At 36.4% G+C, this 19,026-nt stretch carries 15 protein-coding genes; 14 read left to right on the top strand and 1 reads right to left on the bottom strand.

The genetic code is table 11. The annotated features are described in order from the left end of the window. Positions 1–168: 168 nt before the first annotated feature. From GI584_RS16045 to GI584_RS15990, 12 genes are all read left to right on the top strand, one after another. On the top strand, positions 169–423 hold the full coding sequence (locus tag GI584_RS16045; RefSeq protein ID WP_153791829.1) for a DUF2249 domain-containing protein: 255 nt from the start codon (positions 169–171) through the stop codon (positions 421–423). Then, on the top strand, positions 410–625 hold the full coding sequence (locus GI584_RS16040) for a DUF2249 domain-containing protein (protein ID WP_100362456.1): 216 nt from the start codon (positions 410–412) through the stop codon (positions 623–625). Before GI584_RS16045 ends, GI584_RS16040 begins: the two co-directional genes overlap by 14 nt. Positions 626–629: 4 nt before the next feature. Next, positions 630–1,874 (top strand): hypothetical protein, encoded by a 1,245-nt coding sequence (locus GI584_RS16035; RefSeq protein ID WP_194842011.1) that lies wholly within the window; start codon positions 630–632, stop codon positions 1,872–1,874. Positions 1,875–1,887: 13 nt separating this feature from the next. Beyond that, entirely contained in the window at positions 1,888–2,184 is a 297-nt protein-coding gene (locus tag GI584_RS16030) for a metal-sulfur cluster assembly factor (RefSeq protein WP_100359772.1), read from the top strand. Positions 2,185–2,249: 65 nt separating this feature from the next. Further along, on the top strand, positions 2,250–2,435 hold the full coding sequence (locus GI584_RS16025; RefSeq protein ID WP_100359773.1) for a hypothetical protein: 186 nt from the start codon (positions 2,250–2,252) through the stop codon (positions 2,433–2,435). A 93-nt stretch (positions 2,436–2,528) separates the two neighbouring features. After that, the gene (locus tag GI584_RS16020) at positions 2,529–4,157 is read left to right on the top strand and encodes a BCCT family transporter (protein WP_153791827.1); all 1,629 of its coding nucleotides are present in this window, start codon (positions 2,529–2,531) and stop codon (positions 4,155–4,157) included. A 139-nt stretch (positions 4,158–4,296) separates the two neighbouring features. Further along, on the top strand, positions 4,297–4,485 hold the full coding sequence (locus GI584_RS16015) for a hypothetical protein (RefSeq protein WP_100359775.1): 189 nt from the start codon (positions 4,297–4,299) through the stop codon (positions 4,483–4,485). After that, positions 4,482–5,951, top strand: coding sequence for a sodium:solute symporter family protein (locus tag GI584_RS16010; protein WP_100359776.1), 1,470 nt, complete (start codon positions 4,482–4,484; stop codon positions 5,949–5,951). The genes GI584_RS16015 and GI584_RS16010 overlap by 4 nt, the downstream gene beginning before the upstream one ends. Before the next feature lie 197 nt (positions 5,952–6,148). Next, entirely contained in the window at positions 6,149–7,315 is a 1,167-nt protein-coding gene (trpB, locus tag GI584_RS16005; protein ID WP_153791826.1) for a tryptophan synthase subunit beta, read from the top strand. A gap of 12 nt (positions 7,316–7,327) precedes the next feature. Further along, positions 7,328–7,540: a YdbC family protein gene (locus tag GI584_RS16000; RefSeq protein WP_153791825.1), complete on the top strand. Its 213-nt coding sequence runs from the start codon at positions 7,328–7,330 to the stop codon at positions 7,538–7,540. Between the two features lie 421 nt (positions 7,541–7,961). After that, entirely contained in the window at positions 7,962–9,332 is a 1,371-nt protein-coding gene (glnA, locus tag GI584_RS15995; protein ID WP_153791824.1) for a type I glutamate--ammonia ligase, read from the top strand. Positions 9,333–9,432: 100 nt separating this feature from the next. Beyond that, a complete protein-coding gene (locus GI584_RS15990) occupies positions 9,433–10,650 on the top strand; it encodes an EAL domain-containing protein (protein WP_153791823.1) in 1,218 nt (405 codons plus the stop codon). 214 nt (positions 10,651–10,864) lie between these two features. On the opposite strand, the gene GI584_RS15985 is transcribed toward GI584_RS15990, so the two are convergent. Continuing rightward, positions 10,865–12,364: a DUF4990 domain-containing protein gene (locus GI584_RS15985; protein WP_228552257.1), complete on the bottom strand. Its 1,500-nt coding sequence runs from the start codon at positions 12,362–12,364 to the stop codon at positions 10,865–10,867. Between the two features lie 676 nt (positions 12,365–13,040). Between GI584_RS15985 and GI584_RS15980 the strand changes: the two genes are divergently transcribed. Both GI584_RS15980 and GI584_RS15975 read left to right on the top strand, forming a co-directional pair. Further along, positions 13,041–16,346: a glycoside hydrolase family 2 TIM barrel-domain containing protein gene (locus tag GI584_RS15980; protein WP_153791822.1), complete on the top strand. Its 3,306-nt coding sequence runs from the start codon at positions 13,041–13,043 to the stop codon at positions 16,344–16,346. 23 nt (positions 16,347–16,369) lie between these two features. Beyond that, positions 16,370–18,976: an exo-rhamnogalacturonan lyase family protein gene (locus GI584_RS15975; protein ID WP_153791821.1), complete on the top strand. Its 2,607-nt coding sequence runs from the start codon at positions 16,370–16,372 to the stop codon at positions 18,974–18,976. Positions 18,977–19,026 lie beyond the last annotated feature (50 nt).

Here is a 19,026-nt window from a genome sequence, read left to right as displayed (position 1 = left end):
ATATCACTTTATTGTGAACAACAAAGTGATATCAAACACTAATAACGAGAAATGTGACCGAAATCACAGCTCTTTTAATTGATAATGATTATCATAGAAGGAGACTTCCAAAAGTAGGAGGTCTTACGGACGGGTATCACTGTGATAAAGAGGATAGGAGGGATATAGATGTCGGAAGAATATGTCGAATTAGATGTCCGTGAAGATTTAGCATTAAAAAAAGAACCATTCGATAAAATTATGGGTACTATCAAAGATTTAAAAGATAATCAAGCCTTTATTTTACATGCACCATTTAAACCACTACCATTGCATAAACTATTAAATCGTAAGGGATTTACCTATCAAGCTGAGAAAATCGAAAGAAAACATTGGAAAGTCATCTATCGAAAAGAGGTGAAGGCGGATGATAACCTTAGATAATAGAGGAATGGAGCCACCTCAACCGATGATTCGCACCTTGAAATACTTAGAAACGATGGAAAGTGGTGAGCAGTTGGCCATTGTTAATGACCGGAGACCGATGTTTTTGTATGAGGAATTAGATGAATTAGGCTTTGACCATGTAACAGAATCCCAAGAAGACGGCAGTTTTAAAATAGTAATAACAAAGCGTGGTGAGTAAAATGATGCCAACTGCAAATATCAAGAGTGATACCGATATTAGATTGCCATTAAGTTTTATTGTTTTTGGTTTAATGGCATTTGTTGTCGCACAGATTATCGTTTTTATCAATAGTGGCTCGATTTTACAAGGGCACTTCAGGATACCTGATATTTGGTCTGCAGCGCATTTATTATTATTAGGATTTGCGATGATTGTAGCGATGGGGGCGATGTATCAATTAGTTCCTGTTGTGTTTTTAACGAGTATTTGGAGACAAAAACTAGGATATCTCCCGTTGCTATTCAGTTGTTCCGGAGTGGTTGTCTTTGCTGGTTTATTAGCATTCAGCCCTACTAATTCCATTTATGGAGCGATTATTGTTGTGATTGGGATATCTATGTTTTTAATACAGATGGTGTTCACGCTTCGCCAAACAGAGAAAAAATCGATTATGTATACATTTGTTTTTGCAGCGTTAGTTATGCTTTTTCTAACAATGGCAGCAGGATTTTTGTTGGCATATAGTTTTGCAACAAAAGACGTGGCGTTCCATGAATCGATTTTTTATACTCATATCTTGTTCGGAGTAGTTGGCTGGTTTAGTCTACTGATCTTCGGCTTTTCTTATAAATTGGTTCCTATGTTCAGTTTATCACATGGTTATTCTACTCATTATGCCAAATATGCGATCACTAGTTATATCATTGGACTCTTATTTGTATCTGTTTCGTTTTGGATACAAATTGCGTATGTGCAATCAATTGGCTTTCTTTTATTAGCAATTGGTTTTACGCTTTTCACGTATAATATGAAAATCATTTACCAGAATCGTTTTAAAAAAAAGTTAGATAAACCATTTATCTTTTCTTTAATTGCCATTGTGCTTGGTAATCTCATTCATATTATTGCTGTGCTTTTTGCGCTTGAAGGAGTACAATCTGCTTTTCACTGGGGGATTCTTTTATTTAGTTATATTATCTGTTGGATTATTTTTAGTATCTTAGGTTATTTATATAAAATTGTTCCTTTTTTATGGTGGACAAAAAAATATGCAGATCATATTGGAAAAGAAAAAGTTCCGACTTTAAAAGAGATGATTAATGAAAAATTAGCAGTCGTACTGTTTACCGTATTAACGGTTAGTGTATTGTTATTAATTGGCTCGATGTTAGCACAAATGGCAGTAGGTGTGTGGTTAGCGCAAGGTATAATCATGATTGTATCAACAGTTTATGCGGTATCAATAATTGTTGTTTTATTTAAATAGAGGGGGCAAAGCGATGGAACGAGAAGTGATTGAAAAATCTTTGTATGAGGTAATAGATCCGGAATTAGCAATAAATATTGTTGATTTAGGGTTGGTCTATGACATTCAAATATTTGAATCAAATGATGTATTAATAGTCATGACATTAACAACTCCAGGTTGCCCCATGCATGATAGTATTGTAAATGGCGTCAAAAATCGATTACAGAAAATAGATGAAATGGGTGAGGTTACCGTTGAATTAGTATGGGAGCCTGTATGGAATCCATCACATATGAGTTTAGAAGCAAAAAAGCAATTATTTGGTTAATATTATGAATCCCCCGCCACTTATGGTAGGATTAAATGATGAAAGCGGTTTTAAAGGGGGATATCATGAACTATAATAAAATTCGTATTCCATTACTGACAGCACTAGTAGTTATGATGATTTTAGACTTAACGGGTGTTATTTATGTACCTGGGATTATCATATTCATTATTGCGGTTGCGTTAATTTGGTATAACATTCATATTCGCAGAAATGCATCTAATCAAAATTATAAAAATAAGAAAAAGTAAGAAGAGGACAATCAAAAAATTGTCCTCTTTTTGTTTGTTTTTGCAGATTATGGGTAAGTTAAAAATAATCTTGAATGTGAAGGTGTGAAGACGATGAAACATCGAATAATTGATTGGCCGACATTCATTGGAGCGTTTTTACTGTTAGTAGCAGTGACTTTACCTCTAGTTTTATTCCCTGAGGAAGGTAAGGAAATTGTCGGCATGGCTAATACCTTTATGACCACTAATTTTGGTGTGTTGTATTTAGCAATGGGTCTCATTATATTTGCTTTCCTATTATATGTAGCATTTAGTAAGAATGGTCATGTGAAGTTAGGTGATGAAGGTCAAAAACCTGAATTTAATGCTTTCTCATGGGCCGCAATGTTATTTGCTGCGGGTATTGGCTCCAGTATTTTGTACTGGTCAGTTATTGAGTGGGTATACTACTATCAAGGACCTCCATTCGGTTTGGCAGGCGAATCAACAGAAGCAATACAGTGGGCAACTGCCTATGGTATCTTTCACTGGGGACCAATAGCTTGGGCGATTTATACATTACCAGCATTACCAATCGCGTACTTTTTTTATGTTCGTAAGAAACCTGTACTAAAAGTAAGTGAAGCAGTTAGGCCAGTTTTAGGCGGTTTGGTAGATGGACCATTAGGGAAAATTATCGATATTTTCTTTATTTTTGGATTGTTAGGTGGAGCAGGAACTACATTAGCTCTGGGAACTCCAATGATAGCAGAAGGAGTTTACTATTTGACAGGTTGGCCTGTTACCTTATGGTTGCAAGCTGTTATCATGCTTGTCTGTACGACTATTTTTGCGGTAAGTGCCTATTCCGGCTTACGCCGAGGTATTAAACTCTTAAGTGATATAAACTTATGGTTAGCACTTTTTATTTTAGCCTTTATTCTTGTACTTGGTCCTACCCGTTTCATTGTGGAAACCACATTCAACTCTATAGGTATTTTGTTAGATAATTTCTTTAAAATGGCAACATGGGTAGAACCATTTGGAGATTTAGATGAGTTTACCGAATCTGGATTCCCGGAAGCATGGACTGTCTTTTATTGGGCATGGTGGCTAGTATATGCACCGTTTGTCGGTTTGTTTGTTGCTCGTATATCTAGAGGGCGTACGATTCGTGAGATGATATTTGGTACGATGGTATACGGTACATTAGGCTGTGTACTGTTCTTCGGTATCATGGGGAACTTTGGTTTACATTTACAGTTAACAGGGCAATTTGATGCGATGAGCTATATTAATGATTTTGGAGCACCAGCAACAATTATCGCGATTATTGGCCAACTTCCACTTCCAGGATTAATGGTTTCAGCCTTTACGATTCTGGCAGTAATCTTTCTAGCAACGACGTTTGATTCATCCTCATTTATCTTAGCATCTGTTTCGCAAAAGGAAGTGGAAAATGAACCGTTAAGATGGAACCGATTATTCTGGGCATTTACATTATGTATTATGCCACTCTCTTTAATGTTTCTTGGTGGTTTGGATACCTTACAGACAGCAAGTATTGTGGGTGGTTTTCCATTAATTTTTATTATGTTCTTATTAGCGTGGTCGTTTATGCGTGCGTCCAATCGCGATATTACAGCATCTGATGATTATGAACCACCTACCATTTATATAAAACGTTGGAAAAAGAAAAAGAAGAAACGTTCACCATTAGAAGTATTAAAAGACCAAAATCCAGATCCTCCAGAAGATTAAAATGTCGCGATCAGCTATTGAAGCTGGTCGCGTTTTTTTTAATAACCTTGTGGTCTAAAATTAATTTTAACAGGTGTCTTTACACGTGTATGATTATCTGTATAATAAGAATCATGACATGAAAGGATAGGTGAGAGAAGTGAATCAAACAGAAAAATTTTGGGGACTTATTATTTTAATCATCGTTATTCTTGGTTATGTGATTCCTTACACATTCCTCAGTGATGTCACTAAATGGTATGGCAGCTTTCTGATTTGGTCGATATTAGCGCTCATTACCATTGTGGCGAATTACTTTTTAACGACAGATTGGAGTGACGAGGAATGAGCACAACATTAGTTTGGTCAACCATCGCTATCTATGTAGTGATTGCTATTGTGATTGCTTATTTATCAAGAAATGGCAGACAAAACAGTATGTCTGGATATTTTTTAGGTGAACGAAAATTAAATGGTTTTGTATCAGCTTTAAGTTACAGCGCTACGACTTACAGTGCTTTTATGTTAGTAGGACTTGCTGGGCTTACTTATAATGGTGGTGTCGGAGCGTTAGGATTTGAAATTATTTATTTTATGGGGGTTTCCCTTGTTGCAATATTTGGTCCGCGCTTTTGGTTAGTTGGTAAAAAGTATGGTTACGTTACACCTTCGGAAATGTTAGGTGATCGTTATCAAAATAAATGGGTGGCAGTAGTTGCGGCGGTTGCAAGCAGTTTGTTTTTGATTCCGTACAGTGCTGTTCAATTAACAGGAATTGGTTATTTGCTTCAAGGGGTAACGAATGATGCAATTCCATATACAACTGGTGTTATTATTGCAACAGTGTTAGCATTGGTCTTCTCTTATATTGCAGGGATTCGTTCGGTGGCCTGGACTGATTCCTTACAATCGTTAATCATGATCATTACCTCTACAATAGTCGTGATTCTGATTGTCAATAGTTTAGGTGGTGTAAGTGGATTTTTTGCGTCGATTGAAGCGAATGACCCACAGGCTTTAGCTGTTCCAGGTAATGGATTTTTTAATTTCTGGACGTTTTTAGGCTTGACTATCCCATGGTTTTTCTTTAGTATTTCCAATCCACAGGTAAGTCAGCGACTATTTATGCCTGCTTCGTTAAAAAGCCTGCGTCATATGTTATTAGGTTTTTTAGTTTTTGGACTTATTTATACGGTTGTATCTGTTGTATGGGGTTTTTCAGCATCGATTTTGTTTCCAGGCTTAGAAAATGCCGATTTAGCAACTCCGATGTTATTATCTTCTGATGTCGTTCCACCGATTTTAGGTGTGATTGTTATGGTAGGGATTATGGCAGCTGCGATTTCAACGATTGATTCGATCTTATTAACGTTGTCATCCTTATTTTCACGAGATGTCTATCGCAATGTAAAAGGGGAAGCGAACGATCGTAAGCAATTAATGATCGGTAAAATTGTCATCCCGATAATTGCTGTATTAGCCTTTTTGTTTGCGCAATTAGAGCTTGACTTAATTGCCGTACTTTCTGTTGCTTCTTCTGCTGGATTAATTGTAGTCGTGCCAGCCATAATCGGGACATTTTTTTGGAAGAGAGGTACTGCACCTGGTGTGATCGTTAGTGTCACAATCAGTAGTATTCTCGTGATTTATATTGAAGCAACAGGTGGATTATTACTTGGCTTAAAGTCTGGTATCTGGGGAATTATTGTAGCTACGTTCCTATTTATAGTGGTTAGTATAACGACACAGCCACCTGAACAAAAAGCAAATGAATTTATTGATTATGTAAAAGGACGCATGAAAAACAAGAAGTAGTCGGTTTCCGGCTGCTTCTCTACTTTTGATATCCTTTTCAGATACGTTTCTTAGTAAATAGGGTGATGAGAGATCCATCGGAAGTAATGAGGTATAGAATGCATAAGTTATCATAAGGTTGAGAATTTTCCGAAAATAAATTGTGTCTCTCTTTTTCTTCTATTAAAATAGATTTATTAGGAGAAAAAGGGGAGATAATGATTATGAGTGAAAAAGGATTGTTTGGTCAATTTGGAGGAAGCTATGTACCCGAGGATCTTCAAAAAGTATTAGGAGTTTTAGCGAATGAGTTTGAAAAGGCAAAAAATGACCCTGCATTTATACAAGAGTTCAAGGATGTTTTAACTGAGTTCGTCGGCAGAGAAAATCCACTTACATACGCAAAAAATCTATCCGAGCAACAAGAGGGTGCCAGAATCTATCTGAAAAGAGAAGATTTAAACCATACTGGTGCACACAAAATAAATAATGCAATCGGGCAAATTCTATTAGCAAAACGGATGGGGGCAAAACGTGTTGTCGCGGAAACTGGTGCTGGTCAACATGGGGTTGCCACGGCTACTGCTTGTGCAATGTTTGGGATGGACTGTACCATTTATATGGGGAAACATGATATGAAACGACAAGCACTTAATGTTTTCCGTATGGAATTATTAGGTGCTAAAGTGGAAAGTGTTGCGGCAGGTCAAGGTCGTTTGAAAGATGCGGTAGATGCGGCTTTAGGAGATCTTGTTGAAAACTATCAGCATACATTTTATCTTCTTGGATCAGCTGTAGGTCCTCATCCGTTTCCTACAATGGTGAAATTTTTTCAATCGGTTATCAGTGAGGAATCCAAACGTCAAATCATGGAGAAAGAAGGAAAGCTTCCGACGGCGGTTGTAGCATGTGTTGGTGGTGGAAGTAACGCGATCGGTGCATTTGCACATTATATTAACGAAGAAAATGTTCGTATCATTGGTGTAGAGCCAGCAGAAGCACCTTCTTTAACAGAAGGAGTTCCAGCAGTTATTCATGGGTTTAAGTGTTTGACCTTATTAGATGAAGAAGGTAACCCAAAGCCTACCTATTCCATCGCGGCAGGTCTAGATTATCCAGGTATCGGACCTGAACACAGTAATTTGAAGGAATCTGGCCGTGGTGAATATGTGACTATAACCGGCCAAGAAGCGTTGGATGCTTTCAAGTTGCTGTCGGAAACAGAAGGTATTATTCCAGCTTTAGAAAGTGCTCATGCCATCGCGCATGCAATTAAGTTAGCAAAAGAGTTGGATAAAGATGATATCATTATCGTTAATTTGTCTGGTCGTGGGGATAAAGACGTACAACAAGTCTTTGAAATGGAATACGGAGAACAAGAATAGGAGGTCATTGTTTTGGCAGGTATTAAATTTGAGATTATAGAACAAGTGGCTGTTCTCTCTGAATCACCTAAAGGATGGCAAAAAGAAGTAAATCTTATTAGTTGGAATGATCGTGAACCAAAATACGATATTCGTGATTGGTCACCAGACCACGAAAAAATGGGAAAAGGTGTAACACTGACCGCAGAAGAGTGGCAAGCATTAAAAGCATTTGTTAAAGATTAAGGCGCTTTAAACTCGGTATCCATAACAGGAGCCGGGTTTTTTTATAAGGACACAATGTTTAACATCCATATACTGCAGAAAAGTACTTTAGTGAGTTCAGCTGATGCTAGTTCTGATTTTTAGATGCAGCAAGTGTACCTTTTGTCTTCGAGAAGTACTCTCGAAAAAAGTAGGTACTTAATCGAACAAACAATAAAAATATGATGATTTTTTATGTATTTTTTATTCTATCTTACAAAGTCTTAATTAGGCGATTTAATCGTCATCTGGAGCAATAATAGGTTGGAAGAAAACTAGATTTTTTTGAAAAAAGTTTGTCAGATTATCTTACAAAAGTCATGACGATATTTCTCGATCTATTGTAGGATGATTAATAACAATAGATGTTAAAAAAAGTTACATGGAAAAGGGGAAATGAAAAATGGCAACAATTGCTCCAGAGAAAACAGTGGACACTGTCTCACAACTAGAAACAATTAAAGAAGAAATCAAAACAAAACATGTAGAATTACTACATTTACAATTTGTTGATATCGAAGGAACATTAAAACAAGTAACGGTAACAGCAGAACAATTAGATGATGTTGTTGAAGGTGAAACAATGTTTGATGGTTCATCCATTACCGGTTTTACACCGATTAATAAATCAGACTTATACTTATTACCAGATCTAAACTCATTCGCAGTATTACCTTGGACGGAAGAAGCAGATTACTCAGAAGCACGCTTTTTGTGTAGCGTAACAAATCCTGATGGATCATTATTCGAGGGAGATCCGCGAAACATTCTAAAAAAAACGGTAGATGAAGCGAAAGAAAAAGGTTTTTCCATTAATGTAGGCCCAGAGTTAGAGTTCTTTTTATTTGAAGCAGATGACAAAGGCCAGCCTACTCAACAAGTACATGACAAAGGTGGCTATTTTGAACCAGCACCATACGATTTAGGTGAGCGCGTTCGTCTGGAAATCTATAAAACATTGAAAAAAATGGGCTTTACCATTGAAGCTTCTCACCATGAGGTTGCGCAAGGGCAACACGAGATCAACTTTAAATTCGATGATGCACTAACAACAGCAGATAACGCAACTACATTTAAATGGGTTGTAAAAACTGTAGCACAGCAATTCGGTTTACGTGCGACATTCATGCCAAAACCGGTATTTGGTGAAAATGGTAACGGAATGCATGTGAACATGTCTCTATTCGATGAAAAAGTAGGAAAAAATGCTTTTTATGATGAATCTGACTCTCGTGAATTATCAGAAACAGCCTATTCGTTTATCGCTGGTTTGTTACACCACGTACCATCATTTGTCGCATTTACTAACCCGTTAGTAAACTCTTATAAACGTCTAGTTCCAGGTTATGAAGCGCCTTGTTATATCGCATGGTCATCTTCAAACCGTTCTGCATTAGTTCGTATCCCGGCAACTCGTGGAGCAGGAACTCGTGTTGAAATCCGTTGTCCAGATCCAAGTGCCAATCCATACTATGCTTATGCTAGTATTGCAGCGGCTGGAATCGATGGTGTGGAAAAGTCATTACAAGCACCTGCAGAAACCGTTGATGATATTTTCAGCATGAGTGATGAAGAACTTGAAGAGCGTGGTATTGAAAACTTACCAACAACTCTAGGTGAGTCCATTCAAGCTTTAGAATCTGGTGAAATTGGTAAAAAAGTTCTTGGTGAATATGCGTTAAATGAATACTTATCATTGAAACAAGATGAGTGGGATAGTTATCGTATAGCCGTAACAGAATGGGAATTAGATCGATATCAAGCGAAATTCTAATTGAAGTAAAGAATAGTCTGAATTCCAATCGGATTCAGACTATTTTTTTGATTAAACGATTGCCGACAGTTACAATAAATGTAAAGAGAGGGGAATCAAGATGGATCCTTTAGATGTAATGATGCATGTAGATAAAGTGAAGCCCTATTTCCAGGCAATATTTAGTGCCGATAGTCATGAAGTGACCGGTTATGAAGTGTTAGGTAGGTTGGAAATAGATAACAAAGTTATTCATTTAGGGTCATTCTTCCATGATACAAATGTGCCGGAGGATTTTAAAATGGAAATCGATCAAAAGATTCAAGATATGGCATTGAAGCAGTATGTTGAGCAGGGAATGGATGAACATTTGTATTTGAATGTTCATGCGAATTACTTTGTATTAGATAAAGAAGATCAATTTCTTAATCATTTGCTTAAGTATCAGGAGAAAGGTCTTGATCTTTCTAAAATTGTAATTGAAATTACGGAGCATCAATTTCGCGGAGATATTGAAATAGTGATACATACATTTAAATACTTAAAAACGATGGGAGTAAAAGTAGCAATTGATGACCTGGGAACAGGAACAAGTAATTTAGATCGGATTAGCCTTATGGAACCTGATATTTTAAAAGTAGATTTGCAAGCACTTCAAAGTGAAGCGAATTCTAATGGTTTTCATGGCATTATTTATTCCTTATCGTTGTTTGCGCGTAAGCTTGGAGCCGAATTATTATTTGATGGTATTTCATCCAATTATCACTTTCATTATGCATGGAGGAACAATGGGCGATTTTATCAAGGAAGATTCTTAGCAGAAACTTCAGACACATTCTTGGCAAAAGATGTGCTGAAAGAACGTTTTCTCCAGAATATTCAACAGTTTATTGAAGTGGAAAGAGCCAAACTGACTACAAAATTTCAGCTGACAGCTACACTCAATCAACAGATTCAGGAACAATGGAAACTTGTAAAAAAGAATAAGAGTTTAGATGAACAGGTTGATAGTCTAGCAAAAGAAATGGAACACATTTTTTTCCGGATTTATGTAACAGATGAAGATGGATTTCAAAAAACCGTTAACTTTATTCATTTGGATCAGGAATGGGTATGGGATGAGACAATCAAAGGGAAAAACTGGAGCTGGCGACCATATTTTATTGAAAATGTAATTCGTATGAAAGAAGAACAGTCAGGCATTCTTTCTGATTTGTACAATGATATTGAAACTGGTGAAAGGATTCGTACTTTTTCCTATCCATTAGCTGACTCTTTATATTTATTCATAGATATATCACCAATGTATCTTGATAAGAACGAAGATTTATTGTGGTAACTGTTTGGTATTCAAATTAGCTTTCTCATTTCAGCAAAGGTAATCGTTAATCCTAGTTTTTGTACAGAAAAAAAGCAACAAATATTGAGCGGAAATGTTAAATATAAAAGTTCGTGATGAATCATTATTGTTTTACCATCATAAAACCGTGGAGTATAAAAAGAGGTAGAAACACCGACATGGATAGAAGGGAGTTTCTACCTGTGTTAATTCTTTATTCGGTTTTCAACGCTTCCGCTTCTAGAATAAGAACACGAGCTATTCCTTTATCTATATGCTCGTTCGATTGATCCTTTACCTGATCAATAAAAGCAGATAGATTATGGTTCTTGAGTTTCCTTTGGAGGCTTTTTGCGATTCCATGATTATCTATCATGCCGTACTGTTCGAATACGCCCGCTAGTTTTTGTAGAGCTAAAACAGGATCCTTTTGGTAAGCAAGGTAGCCTAAATTGTGCTCGTAAAGAGGACTGGTAGGCACAGGTTGCATAAATGTAACATCAGGTAAGCTGCCATCTGGTTTTCTAGGTGCAGTTAATTGGGTCATATCCAGACTATAAAAATCTTCAGATGTGATTTGAAGACCACCATCCATGGTCCAAGAATTATTCGTTTCGTTTTCTGGCGGAGTATTATTATTTGATGTTAGTGTTCCCTTATAAGCTATGTTATTGTGTAAAACTTCTCTATAACCAGGGATGTCTTCTTTACTAGTTGGACTAACACGCTCTAGCATATTGAAGTTAGAACCATATCCAGGATTATAAGCCGTGTTATTAATCCAATCAGCTGCTTTCCCTGGCTGATGATTGGCATAGAAATTATTGCCTCCGTTATTAGCAGCTAGATTATATTGTACGTTATGAACTGGCATAGGATCCGGAATTCCTGTTGTTCTATAACTATACCCTCCGATTTTAAAACCATTTTTGTCACCTATACCATCCTGGTTACCTCTATGATTAAAAGACCAGTTTTTATGATGAATCACTGCGCCTTCTGAACTAATACTGTCAAATCCATCATCACTATTATTCCATGCACGGTTGTTAATGAACACTACTTCTTCTCCATGAGCACCAAAACCATCTATATTACCGCCTGAACTATTAGTCGGTCCTATGTTATTATAAGCATCTGAATTATAAACAATGCCTGACGCTGGATCACCAGCAAAATAAAAACCATTTGCTTCATTATCGTGAACAATCATATTCCAAAAGTTTGCGTTTCCGTGCATTCTAAATACTTCGGATTGTTTTTGGTCACCTACTTTAACACCTGTCACATTAAAACCCTCAAAATTGATATCGCTTACATTTTTTCTGACATAAAAAGCAGCTACTCGTTGATCAGTTGGGATATTCCTGAAATCAAAAACAGGTCTTTCGTCACCAGGGTATGCCTTATAAGTGATTCCGCTCTTATAAATATCATGCACATAATGATAAACATCCTCATGTGGGTTATCAGTTTCTGTTATTTCAAAATCATCATAAACTCCTCCACGAATATAGACGATATCACCAGAAGAAGCTTCAGCTTGAGCCTTCATCAAACTTTTAAATGGCTCACTTTTCGTTCCGGGATCGTTATCACTACCAGCTGGAGAAATGTAATAACTCTTATTAACTTCATCTGCATAAACTGTACCTGTCATAAACAATACCGCAAACATACATCCAATCACAAACAAATTTCCTATTCTTTTCACAAAATTTTTCTCCTCTCCTCGATCGATTTTTGATTATGAGTTAATATCTGGAAGAATTCACATAAGCAAAAGTGGATTATCTGCTCTGAGCGAGAATGATCTTCTGATTCCCCACCCCCTTCTTTGAATCGATGCCTCAAAATAAAGGTTTAACCACTCATTCACCTTTCTTTTAAAAAGGTATTAACAAGTCTATAACTCATTATTTTCAAAATCAATGACTAGAAGTGTCGATATTCTTTGAATAATTTACTCAGATTGCTTTCTTTTGAGAATAGCATTGAATTACACTTTACATTCTGTATTTATTGAAAGTATTTAAGAAAGTCGCTTATTTGTTAGATAATAATCTAAACTAGTACTCATACATGATGATCGTTAGAAAACATTAATAGATACTAGGATGTGACATTGTTAAGCCAAGCACTCTCCCACCAAAGAAGTTACCCTTTTTATCAATCATAACACTAACTGTAATGCAAAAAAGTATTATTGTTGGAAAGTTTGATTGGTGCTATGCTTCTTATTAAAACTATTAAAAAGAGGTGATTTTATTATGATCTGATCATAAGCAAAAAGAATTTGTTGATAAATGTAAACGTTTTAACAGAAGATCATTAATTATTATTTTTTCCCCTTATAGAACTTATTAAAATAGGAGGTAACAACAAAGATTATGAGTAATAATGAAAACTATTCATTAACAGACATTAATGTTCAATCAAAAATATATAATTTTAATTATGAATGGAAATTTAAACTTGCAAATAATTTTCCACTTAATAAGGCATTAGATGCATGGAGAGATGATACAGGCAAATATTTTTATGAAAAAGAGTACGAGGAAAAAGATTGGGAGACGGTAGGAGTTCCACATACTTATAATGATAAAGATTTATTTGTTTCAAGAATTGAAGATGCTGGAAGTGGACAAAAAAGAACATTTTCCTTCTATCGAAAATGGTTCAGTCTACCTTCTGAACATAAAGGAAAGAAATGTTTGATAGAGTTTGAAGGAATTCGGCAAACATGCTATCTATATGTGAATGGAACGATGGCAGGTTATTATGAAGCAGGGGTTGGTCCATTTGGCTTTGATTTAACTCCATTTATCGATTTTGAAGCCGATAACTTGATAGCTATTGCTACTGATAATACCTCGTCAAGGAATTTAGATACATTTGTTGCTGAAACGCCAAATGTAGAAGGAGCAACACCAGGTGCATTCATGTCATCTCAAAATCCAGACAATGTTGATGAAAGTGTACGAGGAGTGGCATATTTTTGGAATGCGAATGATTTTAATCCAAGTATAGGTGGTCTATCTAAGAATATCAGGTTACACGTTAAACCCAAATTACATATAACACTCCCGATTTATAGTAACCTTCAAACGAAAGGAGTATATATTTACGGCTCAAATTATGATATTAAGAACAAAAAAGCTATGATAAATGTTCATGCTGAAATAAGAAATGAGAATGACTTTGAAGAAAATGTATCATTAGAGTCGATCATATATGATCATAACGGGCATGAGATAGTACGAATGTCATCTGATAACATAAAAATACCAAAAGCAAAAAATTTACCTGATATACCACCTCTGTCAATCACGCCTAAGGATGCTTATGCAAAAGATGGAAATAGATATATTCCACTACCTGAAGAGGAAGTCGCCCCTACGCAAATGGATTCATTAGAGGTGACTGTTGTAAACTCCAAAGCTCAAGGTTCGAATTTACGGTTTTGGTCGCCGGATGATCCATACTTATATACGATTCAAACCAATCTCATATGTAATGGAGAAGTTTTAGATCAAGTTACAAATGTTACAGGTTTTAGGAAAGTGTCTTATAACTTTGAAGGTGGGTTGAAAATAAACGACTCTCGTGTTTGGTTGACAGGATATGCGCAACGTTCCGCTAATGAATGGGCGGCTATTGGTACAGCACCAGATTGGCTTAATGACGTGGATGCCCAATTAATTCGCGAAAGTAACGCAAATCATATCCGTTTCATGCATGTGGCAGGTAGTCCAGCAGATATACGATCATTTGATCGTTCTGGTGTTGTTTGTACACAACCTGCTGGTGATAAAGAACGAGAGAACTTTGGCAGGCAATGGGATCAACGTGTTGAATTAATGAGAGATGTCATCATTTATTTTAGAAATAATCCTTCGATATTGTTCTGGGAAGCGGGTAATAATTCCATTAATAAGGAACATATGCGCGAAATGCGGTTATTAAAGGAGAAGCTTGATCCTACTGGTGGCAGATACATGGGGTGCCGTACATTAAATACAGAAGAAGTATTAAATGAAGCGGAATATGTAGGTACGATGTTGAATCGTCATGCTGGACGATATCAATCTGAAAAAATGCCGGTGACAGAAACGGAATATTTACGAGAGGAAGCCCCTAGACGTGTTTGGGATGATTTTTCACCTCCTGATTTTGATTATGATAATTTATGGTTAGGACGAGGTGGTAGGAAACAAATTGGTGGTGATTGTCATGATCTTACTTCCGAAGATTTAGCTCTATATGCAGCAAAAGGGTATGCTGAATTTTTTAATGATCGCATTGGTGGAGCATCTGGGAATAATTATTATTCAGCAGCTGCTGCATTATGTTGGACAGATTCAGCTCAGCATGGAAGACAAGCGGCAAGCGAAAACGCCAGAATGAGTGGACGCGTAGACCCGATTCGCATTAAAAAGCAAAACTTTGATGTATTTCGGACAATGCAATCTCCAGTGCCAATGGTAAAAGTCCTTGGACATTGGAACTATCCACCTGAAGAAGGTTGCAATTATCGTTATCCTGTTAAAGAATTTGACGGTACTTACTGGCAAAAAACTGGAGAATATAGATACAGAAATCCAAAAGTTAAAACGGTATATGTAATTGGTAGTTATTCGATCGCCCAAATAAAACTTTATATAAATGGAGAATACGTAGCTCAATGCGATAATCCAATAGATACATTTGTTTTTCCGTTTCATCATATTGATATTACTCAATCTGGATCAATTACAGCAAAAGCATATGATTATAATGGAGATCATGTAGCTACAGATACAATGGAAACAGTATCTCACCCTGCAAAATTAAAGCTTAAGGCACATGCTGGGGATCGAGGATTATTAGCAGATGGAACAGATATAGTGTACGTCGATGTTGAGGTTTTAGATATTCATCATCGTCGTCACCCTCTAGCTGATGATAGGATAGATTTTACGATTGAAGGTGAGGGTGTTTTTCTAGGTGGTTATAATAGTGGACGTTTCAATGGCTATGGAAAGGAAGATAGTGTAATTCATAAAAATTATGTATTTGCAGAATGTGGCAACAATCGAGTATTTATACGTTCCACTAGAAATGCAGGTAAAATAATATTAAAAGCTAAAATGCACGGATTACCTGAGGAAAGCATTGAGATCCATAGTAAATCTGTTGACATAAGCCCACTATCACTTAATTTTCCACAATATCTTGAACCATCATATGCTGAGCATCCACCTGAAAATAGTTTTGAATTTAAAGCTATACCACAAGCGGATGCGTCTAAATATACTGCTCCTAATAAAACATATTGTAAGGTAGTGGTAAATGGGCAAGAACCTAATACAAATGGTATTTATAGTATTTATGAGCATGGAAGTGTCTATAGTCCGGTATTATTTATAATTGAGAGTATGAAAAAAGGTTATCCTCATTTATTTGACTATCAATATGATGAAAAGAATGGAATCCTGACGTTAATTTCAGATGGTGAAACGGTCATCGCGGAGAAAGGGCGTACACATCTTCTTGTAAACGGAGAAGAAAACCTATTAAATAGTGAGCCATATATCAATAAAGATGGTGTATTCATAGTAGAAATAAATGCTGTAATATCTTATATCAAAGATGTTGTTTCTTATTATGATGAGAAGGCAAGTTTATTTCGTATCGAAGTTCCAAAATTAAAGTAGAATTGGAGAGGAGCATAAATTCTATGGAAGTAAACGTTTCTTTATCTTGGTTAGGAAAAAAACCGAAAATATCTACTGGCTTAACATGGGGAATCCCATGGGAAAAAGGTGTGTTAAATAAGAAAGATCCCTTAAAGCTTGTTGATGGAAATGAAGTTGAAATCCCTCTTCAAAGTTGGTCTACTGCATTATGGCCAGACGGTAGTGTGAAGTGGACAGCACATGCTGTTTCATTGAAGGATGAAGTTAATACAAAGCACTTACAGATTAAGAAGGGTAACATAACGAAAGAAATGAATCCGCTTAAGTTAGAAGATGGCCCAGAGTCTATTTATATAAATACAGGGGAGGTGAGCTATAAAATAAACAAAAAGGGAGATGTTGTAATTGGAGAAGTTTCTCATGGGGATAATCTTGTATGTCAAGGTGGGTATTTAAAAGGTATACGAGAATCAAGAAATAAAACGGACGGAATAGTAACGTCAAAGCAAGAAGTATTCTATAGTGAAATTAAAAATGTTGTAGTTGAACAAGATGGACCTATAAGAGCAGTGGTGAAAATTACAGGTAGTCACAAAATAAATACAGATAATCGTGAATGGCTTCCTTTTACGCTTAGGTTGTATTTTTATACAGGTCAAACTTCTATAAAAGCAGTTCATACATTTTTATATGATGGAAATCCACATAAAGATTTTATCAAAGGAATTGGAATAGATTTTAAAATTCCAATGAATGGCCCATTATATAACAGATATATAAGATTCGCAGGGGATAACGGTATTTTTAGTGAGTCTCCCAAAGGTATGCTAACCTGGCGTACTTCCGGCAGATATGAAGAACTCTACAAGGAGCAAATTGCGGGAAGACCTATTGAATTCAATTCTGATGATCAAAATTTTTTAGAATTATTGGATGACTCTGCAACATGGAATAATTTCAAGCTAGTCCAAATTTCTGCTGATTCCTATACCATTTCAAAGCAAACAAGAGAAGAATTTGCGTGGATTTGTGCTGTATCTGGAAAACGAGCAGGTGGCTTAACATATGTTGGTAGCGAAACAGGAGGAATAGCAGTTGCTGTTCGGAATTTCTGGAAAAAACATCCATCTTCTCTAGAAGTGAAACAATTATCCGAACAAATATCCACCTTATCAGCATGGTTTTGGTCACCAGATGCGCCATCGATGGATTTAAGACATTATGATTCAGAAACACACGTAAAATCGTCTTATGAGGGTGCTGAAGAATTTCGCAGTACTCCTTATGGAATCGGCAATACTAGTGAGATAACTATTGATTTCTTCAATAATACTCCGAATCAGGAAGTATTGCAATCCATTGTCGAAGAAAAAGAAGTCCCACCTTTATTAGTATGTGATCCCTCATATTACCATGATACGAAAGCATTGGGGGTTTGGAGCTTAAAAGATGAAAGTACGCCAATAAAAGCGAACATTGAAAAAGCACTTGATGAAGTTCTCCAATTTTATCTTAATGAAGTGGAGCAAAGAGGTTGGTACGGTTTTTGGGATTACGGGGACGTGATGCATAGCTATGATCCTATTCGTCATGTATGGAAATATGATTTAGGTGGATGTGCTTGGCAAAATACCGAGCTAGCACCAAATTATTGGTTATGGTACATGTTTTTACGCTCTGGGCGAGAAGATATATTCCGGTTTGCGGAAGCAATGACACGACATACTAGTGAAGTTGATGTATACCATTTGGGTGAATATGCAGGACTTGGATCAAGGCATAATGTGGTTCATTGGGGGTGTGGATGTAAAGAAGCACGAATAGGTGCTGCAGGACTTCATAAAATATATTATTATCTGACAGCAGATGAACGGATCGGTGATATTATGGATGAAGTAGTTAATGCTGATTATACAACAGAACACCTTGATCCAATGAGAGCGTATTTTCCAAAGGATCATTTCCCTACTCATGTACGGACTGGGCCAGACTGGGCAGCATTTTGTTCTAATTGGTTAACGAGATGGGAGCGATATGAAGACACTAATTTTAGAGATAAGATGTTAACTGGTATTAATTCTATTAAAAAAATGCCTCATCGTCTGTTAACTGGTCCTGTTTTCGGATATGAACCAAGAACCGGAGAATTAAAGTTTATGGGAAATGAAAATTGGGGGCATCATTTAATGATGAGCATGGGTGGTGCTCAAGTCTGGATGGAAATGGCGCAAGTTCTAGAAGATGTCGAATGGAAGGAAATGCTGGTGGAATTTGGTGAATTTTATAATTTAACAAACGAAGAAAAATCGCAAAGGACTTCTGGAGCGATTCAAGGAGATAAACCGTGGGGAAGTTCTATGTTATCTTCATCATTAGTAGCATATGCTGCAGCAAATAAAAAAGATGCTAAGCTAGCAAAACAAGCATGGCAATATTTACTTGTGGATTCCACACATTGGCAAATTAAAACACCATTAAAAGCTGAGAAAACATTAGACTATGTAAAACCAGTTTTTGAAGTAAAATCGATGTCAACGAATACAGCCTCCCAATGGTCCCTTAATTTAATTGTTTGCTTAGAATTAATTGATCAATATCTAGAGTTGGATATGTGGGATGATTCGAAGGCTGTGGACGTTACTAAGTAGATAGTAATTTTGAAAAAATTCCACTTTCCTCACAAAGTATGAAAGTGCTT

The sequence above is a fragment of the Gracilibacillus salitolerans genome (genome assembly GCF_009650095.1).
GTDB classification, from domain to species: Bacteria; Bacillota; Bacilli; order Bacillales; family Amphibacillaceae; genus Gracilibacillus; species Gracilibacillus salitolerans.
Note: the sequence above shows the minus strand (reverse complement) of the source record. Positions and strands in the feature narration are given on the sequence as shown.